The 16,022-nt window shown below is 45.8% G+C and carries 15 protein-coding genes; 1 reads left to right on the top strand and 14 read right to left on the bottom strand.

Translation table 11 applies throughout. The annotated features are described in order from the left end of the window. Nucleotides 1-507 precede the first annotated feature (507 nt). The 14 genes from R7O03_RS20455 to R7O03_RS20390 all read right to left on the bottom strand — a co-directional run bounded on the left by R7O03_RS20455 (nucleotide 508) and on the right by R7O03_RS20390 (nucleotide 15,128). Nucleotides 508-1,662, bottom strand: coding sequence for a flagellin (locus R7O03_RS20455; protein ID WP_005382038.1), 1,155 nt, complete (start codon nucleotides 1,660-1,662; stop codon nucleotides 508-510). Between the two features lie 427 nt (nucleotides 1,663-2,089). Next, the gene (gene flgL / locus R7O03_RS20450; protein WP_005382037.1) at nucleotides 2,090-3,283 is read right to left on the bottom strand and encodes a flagellar hook-associated protein FlgL; all 1,194 of its coding nucleotides are present in this window, start codon (nucleotides 3,281-3,283) and stop codon (nucleotides 2,090-2,092) included. 13 nt (nucleotides 3,284-3,296) lie between these two features. Further along, nucleotides 3,297-5,237, bottom strand: a complete 1,941-nt coding sequence (flgK, locus tag R7O03_RS20445) for a flagellar hook-associated protein FlgK (RefSeq protein ID WP_318131980.1) — start codon at nucleotides 5,235-5,237, stop codon at nucleotides 3,297-3,299. Nucleotides 5,238-5,397: 160 nt separating this feature from the next. Continuing rightward, nucleotides 5,398-6,324: a flagellar assembly peptidoglycan hydrolase FlgJ gene (gene flgJ / locus R7O03_RS20440; protein WP_253657049.1), complete on the bottom strand. Its 927-nt coding sequence runs from the start codon at nucleotides 6,322-6,324 to the stop codon at nucleotides 5,398-5,400. 16 nt (nucleotides 6,325-6,340) lie between these two features. Further along, nucleotides 6,341-7,432 (bottom strand): flagellar basal body P-ring protein FlgI, encoded by a 1,092-nt coding sequence (locus tag R7O03_RS20435; protein ID WP_005393118.1) that lies wholly within the window; start codon nucleotides 7,430-7,432, stop codon nucleotides 6,341-6,343. Nucleotides 7,433-7,475: 43 nt separating this feature from the next. Beyond that, a complete protein-coding gene (flgH, locus tag R7O03_RS20430) occupies nucleotides 7,476-8,255 on the bottom strand; it encodes a flagellar basal body L-ring protein FlgH (protein ID WP_005382033.1) in 780 nt (259 codons plus the stop codon). A 30-nt stretch (nucleotides 8,256-8,285) separates the two neighbouring features. Next, nucleotides 8,286-9,074 (bottom strand): flagellar basal-body rod protein FlgG, encoded by a 789-nt coding sequence (flgG, locus tag R7O03_RS20425; RefSeq protein WP_005382032.1) that lies wholly within the window; start codon nucleotides 9,072-9,074, stop codon nucleotides 8,286-8,288. Between the two features lie 18 nt (nucleotides 9,075-9,092). Next, the gene (gene flgF, locus R7O03_RS20420) at nucleotides 9,093-9,842 is read right to left on the bottom strand and encodes a flagellar basal-body rod protein FlgF (protein ID WP_005382031.1); all 750 of its coding nucleotides are present in this window, start codon (nucleotides 9,840-9,842) and stop codon (nucleotides 9,093-9,095) included. A gap of 330 nt (nucleotides 9,843-10,172) precedes the next feature. Beyond that, nucleotides 10,173-11,486, bottom strand: a complete 1,314-nt coding sequence (flgE, locus tag R7O03_RS20415) for a flagellar hook protein FlgE (protein WP_005382030.1) — start codon at nucleotides 11,484-11,486, stop codon at nucleotides 10,173-10,175. Between the two features lie 30 nt (nucleotides 11,487-11,516). Then, nucleotides 11,517-12,227, bottom strand: coding sequence for a flagellar hook assembly protein FlgD (gene flgD, locus R7O03_RS20410; protein WP_005382029.1), 711 nt, complete (start codon nucleotides 12,225-12,227; stop codon nucleotides 11,517-11,519). Between the two features lie 17 nt (nucleotides 12,228-12,244). Further along, nucleotides 12,245-12,658 (bottom strand): flagellar basal body rod protein FlgC, encoded by a 414-nt coding sequence (gene flgC / locus R7O03_RS20405; protein ID WP_005393132.1) that lies wholly within the window; start codon nucleotides 12,656-12,658, stop codon nucleotides 12,245-12,247. Nucleotides 12,659-12,663: 5 nt separating this feature from the next. Then, nucleotides 12,664-13,059, bottom strand: a complete 396-nt coding sequence (gene flgB / locus R7O03_RS20400) for a flagellar basal body rod protein FlgB (RefSeq protein WP_005382026.1) — start codon at nucleotides 13,057-13,059, stop codon at nucleotides 12,664-12,666. Between the two features lie 303 nt (nucleotides 13,060-13,362). Beyond that, nucleotides 13,363-14,190, bottom strand: a complete 828-nt coding sequence (locus R7O03_RS20395; protein WP_005382024.1) for a CheR family methyltransferase — start codon at nucleotides 14,188-14,190, stop codon at nucleotides 13,363-13,365. 11 nt (nucleotides 14,191-14,201) lie between these two features. Further along, nucleotides 14,202-15,128: a chemotaxis protein CheV gene (locus R7O03_RS20390; protein ID WP_005382022.1), complete on the bottom strand. Its 927-nt coding sequence runs from the start codon at nucleotides 15,126-15,128 to the stop codon at nucleotides 14,202-14,204. 76 nt (nucleotides 15,129-15,204) lie between these two features. On the opposite strand from R7O03_RS20390, the gene flgA reads away from it, so the two are divergent. After that, nucleotides 15,205-15,951 (top strand): flagellar basal body P-ring formation chaperone FlgA, encoded by a 747-nt coding sequence (gene flgA, locus R7O03_RS20385; protein WP_005382020.1) that lies wholly within the window; start codon nucleotides 15,205-15,207, stop codon nucleotides 15,949-15,951. Nucleotides 15,952-16,022: the final 71 nt, after the last annotated feature.

Below are 16,022 nucleotides of genomic sequence, written 5' to 3'. Positions count from 1 at the left end.
TGGTGATTTCTCCAATTGATTTTCCGGTGTAGCGGTTTCCGACGTCTCGGAAAACCAAGTAGTTCTCTCAAAGTTACCTCTATTAACGACACCAAATTCAGAAGCTTTAGAAAAAAGTTTAAAAAAATAACATTGCGAGATTTAGCTAATAAAATTGAAGAAAAGTAAGAAAAAGTGCTCAAGTTTCCACAAATCGAGCCGAGAGGGCTAAATTGTATAGAAAATCAGCAAAAGGAAACAATTAAAGGTAAGTTCGCAGACGATAGACGTGAAGATTAGAAAAGAAAAAGCCCCTTTTCCTTTGAGAGAACTGGGGCTAGGTTGGTCGCCAGAGCCTATGTGGAGATCAAGAGAAATGAACACATTTCCGGCATACCGAGTGCAACTTTACATTGAAAATGATTGGCAGGTGAGAGATGAGAGAGCCGCTCATTCTATTGTAAAGCTGCTTGCCAAAAGCCTGCATTCCCATCCACGTCTGAATGTATTGAGTACAGGCTAAGTAAACTACTGCAATAGTGACATTGCAGAGTTTGGCAACTGTTTCGCTTGAGCAAGAATCGATGTACCTGCTTGTTGCAAAATTTGTGCTTTGGTCATTTGCGTGGTTTCTTTCGCAAAATCTGTATCTTTAATTCGGCTGTTCGATGCGTCAACGTTTTCTTGGATGTTTGCCAAGTTGTTGATGCTGTGACTCAGACGGTTTTGCTTCGCACCTAAGTCTGCACGTTGCGAGTCTACGTATTTCAGTGCCGAATCCAGCACAGAAATCGCGTTTTGAGAACCTTGTACCGTGGTCATATCAATATCTTGTACTGACGTTCTGATAGGTTCATCACTCAGGCCAAGCTCAGATGCTAATCCACCAGAAATAGAAATCTCACCCTGAACGTTTGGATGCGCGACAAAAACTTGCAACTTGCCATCTTCACTTACAGACGCATTAATCATATCAGACTGACCATTAATGTAAGTGGCAAGCTCTTCGATGTCGTCGCCCGCTTTGGCATTAATGTTGATTTCTAGATCATCAACATTGCCGTCTTCGTCTTCACCCATACCTGGTAGCGTGATCTTCAAGTCAGATTTAGCTGGGTCAACGCTCCAGTTTTTATCTTTACCGTTCTCAGATAAGAAGGTCACACCGCCCATGCGAGTATCGTCCGCACGAATGCTGGTGAGTCCCATGATCATGGCTTCACCTGAGCTCGCACCAATCTGGAATGCTGCTTCACCGAATGAGCCGTTCAATAGACGACGACCACCAAATGAAGTGGTTTCTGCAATACGGTTTAGCTCGTCAATCAATGCCATTGACTCTTCGTTGATCGCCTGACGCTCAGCTGGAGAGTTAGTACCATTCGATGATTGAATCGCAAGGTCACGCATTCGTTGCATGACAGAGGTTGCCTCATTCATCGCACCTTCAGCGGTTTGTGCAATCGAGATACCATCGTTCGCGTTACGCATTGCGACATCTAGGCCACGAGACTGTGCAGTTAAGCGGTTAGAGATCTGTAGACCTGCCGCATCATCTTTTGCACTGTTAATCTTATGTCCTGAAGATAAGCGCTCCATCGACGTGTTTAATTCATCAGTCGCTTTGTTTAGGTAACGCTGCGCGGTCATCGCGGAGACGTTAGTACTAACTGTTACAGCCATTTTGCTCTCCTGTTGAGTTCGCAAGCTTTTGCGAAGCGGCCAGCTTTACTCTCATTTGGATAAGCACTGACCGTAAAAGTTACTTGCTAAATCTGCCTTAAACGCAGGGTTTAGAATCTCTAAATCTGTTCTGATATTTTCAATACAATTTGTGTGCCAACTTGAGTAAATTATTTAACTACTTTTAAAAGAATCAAATAAACAATAAGTTAGCTTTATCATTAAGCTATTTCCGGTTTGTCAGACTCATCTTAGCCCATGGGTATTGAACGCTGCCCTGTTGCCGCCCGACTTGCCTCCCGCATCATTGCCGCTTTGGGTAAAATCGTGCCGCATAACATCTCAGACTCTCAGGTTACGTCGACTTATCGCGCTTAAGGCTTTGCACATAAGGCATCAAAATCAGACAATGTGTATGAGTGTCATACTAGATGTAGTTAAACAACGTTAGATCTTTGGTCTTACCGAATGCTTGTTGCGATGCCTGTAACGCTCGCGAGTTTTCACTGAACTCGATCACGGCTTTAGAGTAATCCAAGTCCTCAAAGTTGCTCTTCGCTTTTGCCAGAGACAAATTAAAGTCTTCATGATTTTGCTCTTGGATATCCAGCGTACTCAATCGAGCACCGGCATCTGTACGCGCTTTATTCAAATGGATAAAAGCAGCGTGGAATTCTTCTGTCATTTGGTGCAATTTGGCGGTCGCCGACGTATCCGAAACCGATTTGTCTGACCATGCCATTGCATCCTTGAAGGTATCGAAAATGCTGAACTCTGCCCGCTTTTCGATCTCAATGCTGTCACCAGGCGTAATTTGGCCTTTTACGTGCACTTTCAGGCCTTTGTATTCAATCCCTTTCTCTGGTGAAAACTCATCGGCATCCACTACTTTGCCGTTACGCTCTAATTGGTAACCAAATTTGCCGTTATTCATATCGACAAATGTCACGCGATACGCCGCATCATCCTTAGCGTCAACGTTAGTAGCTTTGTTTAGCAACAGCTCAGAGCCGTTTTGTAGATCGTAATTCGGCTGATAGTCGCCAAATGGGTTTGGTATCTCCATAAACAGCTTGCTGCCGGGATCGTTCATTGGCATCTCAAGCATGCTGGAGACTTTCATTTTGCGCTGATAATCGTCCCCAGCGTATTGCACGCTACCATCTTTATCGCGATAAAATGGTTGGCTTTTTGGCTTAGTGCCAGCAAACACGTAGTTACCAGATTCATCTTGCGAGTTCACCAAGTTAAGGAAGTTGTTCGCAATCTCTTCTAGCTCACGCTTCTTTGCTTGTCGGTCTTCCGCAGAAAACGCACCGTTAATCATCTCCATCGTTAAGCGCTTCGACTCGTCGGCAAAATTCTCCGCATTGGCGATATTAACTTCGTGGTTTTCTAGACGATTACGCACCAACACTATCGAGCTAAGATATTGTTGTAGCTGTTCTTGTTGCTGACTAATGTTTTGGATGTAATGCGCAGCGAGGGGGTCGTCACTAGGTTTCAGTAACTTTTTCCCTGAAGCAAGTTGCTCTTGGTTGTGGTGAACCTTATTCTCTTGACGACGCAGATCATTTTGTACGGACTGATAGTTATGGAAACTAGAAATTCGGGTTAGCACTTATCTCTTCTCCTTACCTCAGTTGTAAAATGGTATTGAAGGTATCATTCGCCGCTTGCATCACACGTGATGAAGCCATGTACGCTTGTTGAAACTTCATCATGTTGGCCGCTTCTTCATCGAGGTTAACACCAGAAATAGAAGCAACGCGCTCTTGCGCCGCTTCATGCTCTAAACGAGCGACGGAGGCTAAACGGTTTGCTGTAGAAGACTTCAGTCCAACTTCGGTATTGAGGTTATGATAAACATCGATCAAGGTACTGGATTTTCCATCCATCATCTTGTCTGTTTGGATCTTCTGCATTTTTCTCAAGTTGCCGTTACCACCTTCAGAAGGCACCAAGTTTGCGGTGAATTTATCATTCATCAGTGCGCCTTCGCTCAACTCAAACACGGTTGCATCGCCGTTTTTATACAGCGGATGACTTTTCGGCACTGAGATTTCAATCATCGGGTTATCTTTATCTAACGGGTATGAGTATTTGTCCGATAGTAAATTACCCTTGTTATCCGTGATCTTTAACCACGGCTTATCATGCTTCTCGTCGGCTGGTTGTACGGTAACCTCAAACTCTTTAACATCCCCCGCCTCACGAATTTTAAACTTGGCGTTACCTTGTGCAAAAGTGGTTGAGGCTTCATAACTTTGTGCGGCAATAGCTTTTGCATCATTGGTTTCCATCTTTATGATGGCTGCACCAGTTCTCGTTGGGCGGAGCAATACGCGCTCACCGGCGGCAAGGCCTTCACCAATTTGCACTTTCATACCATCCAGAACAAACGACGAATCCGAACGGTCGATGTTCAACGACATTTGCTCACCTTTCGGTGTTGTCACGCTGTATTGGTCGCCATCATAACGCAGCGAATATTCACCACCTTTGATCGCGGAAATGTCCTCGATGTAAACCGCAACATCAGCTTGAGAGTCAGACGCAGCAAAAACTCGAGATTTTGCCACCAGCTCAGAGTTCACATCGGTAAATACGTCTTTACCTATCTTACCGTTGAGATCCAGACCTTGAGATTGCAGCTGATTAATTTTGTAGGAGAAACCCGTCGCTAAACGGCCCATTTCATCTTGCAGTTGTGGGATGTGTTTGTCGCGCATTTCAAGTAAAGCGCCGATTTTGCCATCCATATCATCAGACTTGATCGCTTTAATGCCATTCCCTTCCACCATTGCTAATCGTCTTTGATGAACATCCGGATAGCCATCGATCATTTTGAGCTGGCTTGCTTCCGTACCAGAAACAAGTGTGTGTCCATTGCCGATATGAACATTAAACCCTTCCGCATTTTTGCGTGGGGTTACAGTAACTTTGGTGTACTCTGACAGCTCAGTAACCAGCTTTTCATGCTGATCCATTAGGTCATTATGTGGGCCGGGGGTGCGCATCATCAGTCGATGAATATCGCGAATTTCCAACGCAAGTTGGTTAACGCGCTCAATGCCCATATCCAATTTTTTATTGGTGACATCAGATTGCAGTCGAACGGTTTCGTGGAAATCATTTAATGTATCAGAGAAGATTTTCGCCTTTTCCAATACCACTTTTCGTGCCCCTAAATCGTTCGGGGTATCTGCCATGGTTTTTACCGCATCGAACCACTCATTCAGGTTCTCGGGAATTTTCTTCGATGCTACGGAGCTCAACATGCTAGAGAGCATATCAAGATTGTCTTGGGTATCCGTTTTGTTGGCATTGTTGGTCGACGACAGGTTCAGTTCATTCACGGCAAACTGATCCCACGAGCGGCGAACATTTTCCACATGCACACCCATGCCGTAGGTAGAACCACCAAACATGCGCGGATCATTCGTGCCTTGGATAACAGACTGACGGCTATAACCCTCTGTATTAACATTAGAAATGTTATGACCAGTGGTGTTTAATTGTCTCTGAGCAGTAAGCACACTTTGAGTACCTACATTCAGAAGATCTGACGCCATACATGCCCCCGAAAACGAAATATAAATCGGCAAAACCGATCACCTAGACACATTAAAAGCAAAAGATGTGCCAAGTGATAGAAAGGCGTAAATGTTCAGATAAAGTGAAGGCTTGCACTATGGCAAGCCTTCGAGAACGTCATAAATTGTCGCAGAGACATTACATACTTTCGATTTTATCCTTCACCTGCAGGACTTTATCTGCGTAATTCGGATCGGTCGCGTAACCCGCACTGTGGATACCGCGAATAAACAACTCTGAATTCCCGCGTTTCTGCAATGCTGTATCGTAACGTGGGTTGTCATTCAAAAATCGTACAAAGTCATTAAAGCTGTCTTCGTAACTTGAGTAGGAGCGAAACGCTGCCGTCTCTTTCACTGGCGTGTTATCGTGGAACTCTAAAGTTTGAGTCGTCACTTTGTCACCCTGCCAGCTTCGATCTGCTTTGATATTAAATAGGTTGTTGCTGCTGCCACGCGCGTTCTTCACGACCTTTTGTCCCCACCCCGTTTCCAAAGCGGCTTGCGCAAGTAGCAAAGATGGCTCGACACCTAGGGCTTTCGCAGCTTTCTCCGCGTATGGCTTCATCGAGTTAACAAAGGATTCTGGTGAATCGAATCGAGTGGGTTCATTACTTGGTCGAGATAGTTGACCAGATTCAATCAAGCGCTGTTCAATCTCGCGCGCTTTTTTCGGGTCAACACGACGATATTCCGCAGCATTGTTTGCCGCATCACGCATAGCCGTTTCTTTTTTGTCGTTCCCTTGCCCAGCCGTTAATTGCTTAACAATCATATCGGCCAGTCCCATTGAACCAGACGAACTCAATTCACTCGCCATCTGTTCATCCAACATTTGTCGGTAGAACTTCTCGTTTTGGCTGTTCATCATGTTGGACTCAAAGCCCTCATTGGCTTCACGCATGGATTTCAACATCATGGAGGTGAAGATCGATTCGAACTGACGAGCAGCCGCATGCAATGCTTCTTGCTCGCCATCTTTTCCCTCTTTCACTGCTTTTTGACGCAGAGTATCCAGAGAACTGATGTCATGGATAAAACCAATGTCGTTAGGATTGTTCATTATACCTACCTCCTAACCATTAAATGATGATCAACTGGCCTTCAATGGCACCAGCTTGCTTCAATGCTTGTAAAATTGCCATCAAGTCCGAAGGCGCAGCCCCGACTTGGTTCACGGCACGGACCAAATCATCCAACGTTAAGCCTGGTTCGAACTTAAACATTTTGCCTTGCTCTTCGCTGACTTCGATATCCGAGTCTGGTACGACTACGGTTTGCCCACCAGAAAAGCCGTTAGGCTGGCTAACATTCAGGTTTTCTTTGATCGCAACCGTCATGCCGCCGTGCGTTACTGCTGCTGGTTTAAGACGCACATGCTTACCAACTACGATGGTGCCCGTGCGAGAGTTAACGATGATTTTGGCTGCACCATCTGCTGGGTCAAACTCTAGGTTTTCGATTGCCGATAAGAACGCAACACGCTGGCTGACGTCACGAGGAGCACGCACGCGCACTGATGTCGCGTCAACAGCGCTCGCCATTTGTGGGCCAAGGAAGTTGTTTACAGCATCCGCCATACGTTGAGCCGTTGTGAAGTCTGACTCAAGCAAGTTGAACGTGATGTAATCACCACGACCAAATGGGTTTGGAATTTCTCGCTCTACTGTCGCACCACTAGAGATAAGACCAACGGTTGGATTGTTACCTACGATTTTAGAACCGTCAGCGCCTTCAGCACTGAAGCCGCTCACTACTAAGTTACCTTGAGCAACCGCGTAAACTTGACCGTCGAGACCTTTGAGGAACGTTTGCAGCAAGGTGCCACCACGCAAACTTTTAGCACTTCCGATGGAAGAGACAGTCACGTCCACTTGCTGACCCGGTTTAGAGAAAGGCGGCAATTCTGCCGTAACCATGACTGCGGCAACGTTTTTAATTTTTGGCTTTGTGCCCGGCGGCATCTGAATGCCGAAGTTTTGCAGCATGGCGGCGAAACTTTGCTCTGTAAACGGGTTCGCTTCACCCGTACCAGGTAAGCCTGAAACCAAACCATAACCCACGAGTTGGTTGCTTCGTACACCTGCCACTTGCGCGACGTCTTTGATACGTGCGGCTTGGGCTACGGTAGAAAACAGAGCAACGCTCATCAGTACTAAAAGGAGTTTTTTCATGCTTACTTATCTCTTGCAGTCAAATTGCCGTCAGCAGGGCGTGTTATAGCGCTACATTAAAGAATCGTGCCAAGAAGCCTGGCTCTTGCATATCTTGTTGCAAACCAGTGCCAGAGTACTGAATTCTTGCGTTAGAAACGCGATTTGATGCAATGGTGTTGTCGAAATTAATATCATCCGGACGAATAGTGCCACTTAAACGTATGTACTCATCACCCGTATTTAGCGTCATCCACTTCTCACCGCGGATCACGAGGTTGCCGTTTGCCAGTACTTCGATCACCTCAACAGTGATGTAACCACTGATGCTGTTGCTCTGCTTTGCAGAAGAGTCACCTGCAAATGAGTTGGAGTTGTTTAGGTCATAAGAGAAATTATATTTTCCGCCAATTTGCAGCTCTTCTCCGCCCACTTGAAGCGGGTCCATTTGCGCTTCATTGGTTTTCGATAAATCGGCATTTGCGCTTTTCGTCGCACTGGTTGTCTCATCCAGTGTTACGGTAATAATGTCGCCAATACCACGTGGTTTAGAATCGTCGTAGAGATCGGTAATGTGCTCGGCGCTAAACAACGAACCTGTTGCAGCAGCATAATGCTCAGGTTTGTTTTTCGGATGAATTGGAGCCCAAGCAGGATCGCCAGCAACCGGATCGCTTCTACCACGTAAAGTATCTACAATACCGCTGCTCTCTTCTTTCGATTTATCGCCTTCTACTGCGTCGACCACAGTGGTTGCTTGTGTCACTTCATCCGTTTCAATCGGCTCCAACATGGCACAGCCCGACATCGTAGCAATCAAAGCGAGTAGGCAAATACGTTTCATCGTGAGCTCCTCAAATCTTGCTCTTAATCGTTACAATTGCTGGTTAACGAAGCTCATCATCTTATCGACTGACGAGATCACTTTTGAGTTCATTTCGTAAACGCGCTGGGCTTCGATCATGTTGACCAACTCTTCCGTTACATTCACATTGGACGCTTCCAGCATGGATTGACGAATTTCCCCCAAACCGTCCAAACCGGGAACACCCTCTTGTGGATCGCCACTGGCCCCCGTTGGTAAGTAAAGGTTCTGACCAATTGGCTCTAGGCCACCTGGGTTAACAAAGTCTGTAATGGTTAGCTGACCAACGACTTGGTTGTCTTGCTGACCACGGACGCGAACCGATACTTCACCATCCGTACCGACAGTGATAGAAATCGCATCTTCTGGAATCACAATTTCAGGTTCTACAGGGTAGCCAGAACCCGACGTGACTAACGTGCCTTCACCATTTAGCGTGAACTGACCGTTACGGGTATAACCGATGTTGCCGTCCGGCAATGTCACTTGGAAAAAACCGTCGCCTTCCACCATCATGTCCAGTGCGTTGGTCGTTGTCTGTGCATTGCCGTGCGTGTGCACTTTTTGCGTCGCAACCACTTTAGAACCCGCACCTAACATCAAGCCACTTGGCAGTTCCGTGTTCTGAGATGACTGGCCGCCAGGCTGGTTGATGTTCTGATAGAACAAATCTTCGAATACTGCACGGCTCTTTTTGTAGCCGACAGTAGAGGCGTTCGCCAAGTTGTTCGAAATCGTGGCAATGTTGGTTTGTTGGGCGTCTAGACCTGTTTTACTTACCCATAGTGCTGGATGCATAGTGAACCTCTAACTCTGTTAACTCATACGAAGCAGTGAATCTGAAGATTTATCCATTTCTTCAGCTGTGCTCATCATCTTGACTTGCATTTCAAACTGACGTTGTAAGTCAATCAATGCGGTCATTTCACCTACGGCATTCACGTTACTGCCTTCTATCGCTCCCGTCTGGAGACTAACAGTCGCGTCTGCTTCGTAAGGTTGGTTTGGAGTTTTATGGCGAAATAAGCCATTGGTGTCTTTAAACAAGCTTTGATCATTAGGCTTAACGAGCTTAATGCGATCAACCGCTTGGAATTCTTCTGCCGGGGCACCTTGAGGAAGTACAGAGATGGTGCCATCCCGACCGATTTCAATTTTGGAGAGAGGGATAGGCAAAGTAATCGGCGCATCGTTTTCACCCAGCACCAAATGACCACTTGCGTTGGTAAGCATGCCATTTTGATCGACTTTTAGGTTGCCGTTACGGGTCAACCCTTCTTTCCCTGTGTGATCGAGTACCGATATCCAGCCGCTGCCTTCAATCGTCACATCCAGATCACGCCCTGTTGTAATCACGCTACCTTGAGCAAAGTTATGCCCTGGACGCTCTGTCATGCTGAACACACGTGAAGGATGGCCTTCACCATAAGCCTGCATTGAGCGAGCCTGTGCTAAATCAGCCCGAAATCCGGTCGTGCTTACGTTAGCCAAGTTATTAGCGCGCAATTGTAGTGCCTGCATATTTTGCTTGGCACCACTCATTGCGAGAAACAGTGCGCGATCCATAAATTACTCCAAAAAATCTCTCTGTACACGGAGTAAAAGCAATAGTTATGCCAAAACAAAAATAGGCTTATCAATCAATACTTTGAATTAACAATCAACAATTAAAAGAGGTCAATAGGGGCAGAAAACTGTAACGAGAGGCAAGGTTTTGATCCATACGGCGGCAACAGCGGCAAATCGTAGATCAAAGCATGCTTAGCCTGAGTGAGGTGTATTCAGGCTAAGCATCAGATGAATGTCATGATGAAAGTGAACAAAGCGGTAATTACTAAGAAGCAACCACACGCCATTGCTTACTCAAGCAGAGTATCGAATGACCCAGCTAGTACTCTAGCGGATCTGTAAGATATTCTGTTGTAGTTGGTTGTGTACTTCTAGCGAACGTGAGTTTGCTTGGAAGTTACGCTGAGCAGAGATCAGGTCCACCAACTCCTGCGTCATATCAATGTTTGACTGTTCCAGCATACCGTTATTGATGGTGCCGAAAGAGCCTTTATTTGATTCACCCCAGATCTTGTCACCAGAGAACTGCGTTGAATCCCATTGAGTGCCGCCTTTCTTATCCAGACCTTGCTCGTTTGGAACACGTACGAGAGCAACACGACCCAATGTAACGTTTTCACCGTTTGAGTAAGTCCCCAATACGCTGCCGTTTTCATCGAAGTCAACTTTGGTTAGGAAGCCCGTTGTTGCACCGTCTTCGTCAAACTTAGTCAGTTCGAACGGAGCCGCAAACTGTGTTGCTGAGCCTAAGCCGAAGTTAAGCGTCTGCGCAGGATCGGCACCATTCATATCGACTGGTGTCGTGTTCGTCGCCGGATCGCCCAGAGCCACAGAAGTGATTGGCTGACCATTGTTCAAGCTCGCCAACGTACCATCGTTGTTGAACTTCATGGTATGCCCCACATGACCTGTTGGCGTTTGCGCATCACCAGCCGCAACATTTAAAGGCTTTTCACCTTCTTTATCTGTCACGGTGTAGTAAGTGTTCCATGTATTTGGCTGAGTCTGATCTTTCAAGTAATACGTCGTTAGCTTGTAAGACTGACCCATCGAGTCATAAATTGTCGAAGAGGTTGAACGGTTGTATGTATCTGGGTCTGAAAAATCAAACTGCGTTGGATCTTTCAAATCGCCGTTCGCTGGCAAGTTCACACCCACTTCAATGTTTGCTGTTTGTTTTGGCTTACCAAATTCAGCAGGAATATTGATGGGTTGTGGCTCGTATGAAGAAACCTCACCAGAGCTTGGGTCCACTTGGTAACCTAATAAGAACTCGTCGTTCGCGGTCACCATGTAGTTTTCTTTATTTAAGTGAAATGCACCATTACGTGTCAGTTCATTCTGTTGTGGAGTTAGACGCTCTTTCGCTACAGCGAAAAAACCTGTCCCCGAAACACGCAAATCCATTGGGTTGTTGGTGTAAATGCTAGAGCCTTCATGGAACTGCTGTGCCACTTGGCTTGCTTGCGCACCACCACCCGGTGTGGTTTTTGCGTTAGTAAATAAAGAGTTAGAGTAGACATCAGCAAACTCAGCACGGGACTCTTTAAAGCCGTAAGTGTTGGCGTTCGCAATGTTGTTACTGGTGGTGTTCAAATCCAGTTGGGCGGCGGACAAACCGCTTAAAGATACATATGACATTCCAAAATCTCCTAATCTAGCGAGCTATGACTACGCTTTGCCGACTTCCAATACTTCTGCAAGTCGAACTGGCGACTCAAAACCAGCCAGATTGAGTAATACGTTTCCGTCACCTTTGCCAAGCAATACGCTGTTTACGTTGGCATACGTCGATACTGGGAACTCTTGCGACTCCCCTTCAACTAAGCCAGACGCTTTCACTTTGTATTTGCCAGCTGGCAGTGGATTTCCGCTTTCATCTTTACCGTCCCAAAGCACACGCGTGTCGCCGGCTGGTTTCGCCCCTACCTCAAAGGTACGAACCAGTTGGCCAGCTTCATCCTCTACACGAACAAACAGATTATCGATAGATTGTGAAAGCTTAACCATTGCCGCCATTGGTGCGTCGTCCTGCTTCACACCTGCTGCTCCTGGGACCAATACGTCACGCCCTACCAAAGAGGAAGCTTGTAACGCTTGATTTGATGTCATTGACGAATTCAAACTCTCAAACTGAGTGTTCATCTTGCCAATGCCATCAACGGTCGCAAATGAAGCCATTTGCGCAATCATCTGGTCATTACTCACCGGCTTAAAAGGGTCTTGCTGAGACAGTTGCTTCGTGAGCAATGATAAGAAGTCTTCCTGTTTTAGATCCTGCTTACCCGTGCTCTCTTCCGCTTTCTTGTTACTCTCTTGTAGACTTTTAAGCTGGTCGATATAGGACAAGCCGCTTTGACCAACGTTGTTAATTCCGGCCATACGCTACCCCCTTATCCTTATTGACCCATCTGCAGCGTACGCAGCAGCATTTGTTTACTAGAATCAGCGACCTGTACATTAGTTTGGTATGCACGAGAAGCTGAAATCATGTTTGCCATTTCTTCCATTACATTGACGTTAGGCTTGTAAATGTAGCCTTCTTCGTTTGCAAGGGGATGATCTGGGTTGTACTCCGCACTCAGCGGTTTATCACTTTCTACAATACCCATCACTTTCACTGGCACCGTATCACCGCCACGCATGGCGTTACTTAACTCTGCACCAAACACTGCATGACGCGCTTTGTAAGTGTCTTTCGCAGAGCTGCTGACACTGTCGGCGTTCGCCAAGTTGCTTGAGGTAGTATTCAGACGAACGGATTCAGCGCTCATTGCGGAACCTGTCACATTGAAAACGTTAAATAAGCTCATCTAAATTATTCCCCTTTGATTGCTTTGGTTAAGTTCTTGAATTTGCTGCCTAGAAAGTCGAGTGATGCTTGGTGTCTGATTTGGTTTTGCATAAACAAGTTACGCTCTAAATCCAAGTCTACCGTGTTGCCATCTCCCGTATCTGGTTGCGTAGGAAGGCGATATAACTTGTCCCCAACCAACGTCGTAGTGGCAGGAATATGCCGACCATCTGTGCGACTAAGACCAATGCTTGCCCCAGATGTTGCCGCTTGCAATTCCTTCGCAAAGTCTAAACCTCTTGCTTTGTAACCAGGCGTGTTTGCTTGTGCGATATTGGTGGAAATCACCTCTGCATTGCGCTCACGTACGCCCACCGTGTGCTGGTGGATGCCTAGTGCATTGTCAAAAGATATAGCCATGTTTGCCTCTACAATTAAGAACTGACCGTGATTGATAACCAAAAAGCAATTAGCATGCCAAAACCTAAAGCATTACACCAACCTAGTGGTTACCGTGAATTGAAATAGCAATAAGTGAGCCAAAGTAACTGGAATGTCATGTCGTATCACTTTGTTCACTTAATAAAGATACACCGTGTTGAGGGCACAAGGCAAAAACGCGCTTCAACTAATTGAGTGATACATGAAACGCTCGGCGCAGAAAGGTAACAAACAAAAAAGCCTGACACGAAGTCAGGCTTTTCTATCAATGAAGAGATACCGCTATTTAAGCTTGTAAATGATGCCCGGATTACAGCGCACCATTTCAAATTTATCAGTCAGACCAGTTAGCGACTCTGATGCCCCTAACAGCAAGTAGCCACCAGGGTTTAAACTGCTCGCCATTTGGTTAAGCACTTTAGACTTCATTTCTGGAGAAAAGTAAATCAATACGTTACGACAGAAAATGATGTCGAACTTACCCATCAGTGCGTAACTGTCCATCAAGTTTTGTGGACGAAAGTTCACCAAACGCTTGACGTTATCTTTGACTTTCATGCGACCACCGTCCGCATTTTCAAAGAAGGTGCGACGACGTTCTGGTGAAAGCCCGCGACCCAAAGCCAAGTTGTCGTACACCCCTGCACGACACATCTCGAGCATACTTGCCGAAATATCTGTGGCTGTAATGGACACGTTTGGTAACAAGCCCGGCTTGCGCTGTTGCGTTTCCAGGATCGTCATTGCAATAGAATACGGTTCTTGGCCCGATGAACTGGCAGCAGACCAGATCTTAATTGGGCGCTTGCTTGCCGCTACTTCTGGCAATAATTTGTCAGCTAAAACCGTGAACGGATAAGTATCTCGAAACCACAAGGTTTCGTTAGTCGTCATCGCATCCACAGCGGCGACTCGTAATTCTCGATTACGCCCTGTAACAACATCACGTAGCAAATCTGATAACGATGCGAGCTTAAACTTCGTCACTAAAGGACTCAGTCGGCTACGCACGAGGTATTGCTTGCTATCACCTAACACGATGCCACATTGCGATTCTAGAAAACGGCTAAAGTCACGATACTCTTGATCACTGATTGTAATAGCAGTCATTAATGTCTCTTTTATTGTGTTAATGCAGATTTAACCGCGTTACCCAACTCATCTGGGTTAAATTTCGCAATGAAGGTGTTGGCACCTACACGCTCAACCATAGCTTGGTTGAATACACCACTTAATGAAGAATGGAGGATAACATAAAGGTCTTTCAAATCGGCATGTCTGCGAATTTCAGCCGTTAAGGTATAGCCGTCCATTTCTGGCATTTCAATATCGGAAATAACCAACGAAATTTGATCGTAGATATTGCCTTCTTGAGCCATTTCAATCAACTTATTGTACGCTTCTTTGCCGTCTTTGACAGATACGACCTCAAAACCGATGGATGTAATCGCACGCTCTACCTGTTTACGCGCGACCGTCGAGTCATCAGCAATCAGTATGCGGCGTACAATAGGCTTTTCTTGTTCTGCTTGTGCGATTTCTTCGCCAATAGCGGAATCCATCGTTTCATCAACTGGCGCAATTTCTGCCAGGATTTTTTCAACGTCAAGGATTTCAACCAGCTCATTGTCAATGTTTGTCACGGCAGTCAAGTAGTGCGCTTTACCTGCGCCGTCTGGCGGTGGCAAAATCGCTTCCCAATGCATATTGATAATACGCTCAACCGATGATACCAAAAATGCTTGGATCGTACGGTTAAATTCTGCAATAACAACAAAACATTTATCTAAATCAGTGGTTGGGCGGCCACCAATTGCCAGGCTCAAATCAATAACGGACACGGTATGGCCGCGGATATGAGCGATACCTTTAACCAGAGGGTGTAGATTTGGCATTGAAGTCAGCTTAGGGCACTGTAGTACTTCTTTCACTTTGAATACGTTAATGCCGTAGCGCTGTCGGCCCATCAGTCGAAAGGTCAATAATTCCAATCGGTTCTGACCGACGAGTTGCGTACGCTGATTCACCGAGTCAAGAATCCCCGTCATATGCTCATCTCCATCTCAAACTTTTTGTTTTTAAATGATACTCTACCACTGGCAAGCACGATACCAGGGAGACAGTATGGCGTATTTCACTTTCACTTCGACACCATTGACTATGACAATATGTAGAGCGCTAATTACAAAGTACGCTAAGTCTATCGGCATTTTGCTCAGTATGTTTAGCTTTTTTGTTCATTCAGCTTCAGATAATCAGATCGAGCAAATAAAAACAGCAGCAGAACAACATATTCTTGCTACGGTTGATCAGCCTGATGGTGGCGAGCTATCTGTTAATGCGGCAGAGATCGACTCGAGAATAAAAGCAACGGATTGCCCTGTTCCGTTAGATACATCTGCCTCTTCCACCAGCAGCACGAGAAGTAACATCAATGTGTTAGTGGAATGCCAACCGGATGACTGGAAAGTCTATGTCCCTGTGAGGATCTCGGTATCAGTACCAATGATCGTCGCTACACGAACACTAGGGAGAGGAGAAATCGTCAGCGCATCGGATGTTACCACTTCCATGATCGAGCTACAGCGCTTTCGTAAAGATGGATTTTCTAGCTACGATCAAGTGGTTGGGGCAAAGCTAAAGCGTAATGTTCGTTTAGGCGATGTCGTAGAGAGAAATGATGTTTGTGTGGTATGCCGAAATGAAAAGGTCATTATCAAAGCGGTGAATTCTGGCATGACGATCACAACGCAAGGCACAGCATTGCAGGATGGTTCAGCTGGCGATCAAGTAAGAGTGAAAAATGATAAGTCACAACGTATAATAGAAGGCATAGTGACTGACATTGCGGAAATCACTGTTAATTTTTAATACCCACTGGTAGCGTGTTTAAACTGATCAATAAAAATGCAAAAAATGACTAAAGTTATTTTTGCGCTGGT

Source organism: Vibrio sp. Vb2960 (assembly GCF_033337665.1).
GTDB classification, from domain to species: Bacteria; Pseudomonadota; Gammaproteobacteria; order Enterobacterales; family Vibrionaceae; genus Vibrio; species Vibrio alginolyticus.
This window is presented reverse-complemented; position numbering and strand designations above follow the sequence as displayed.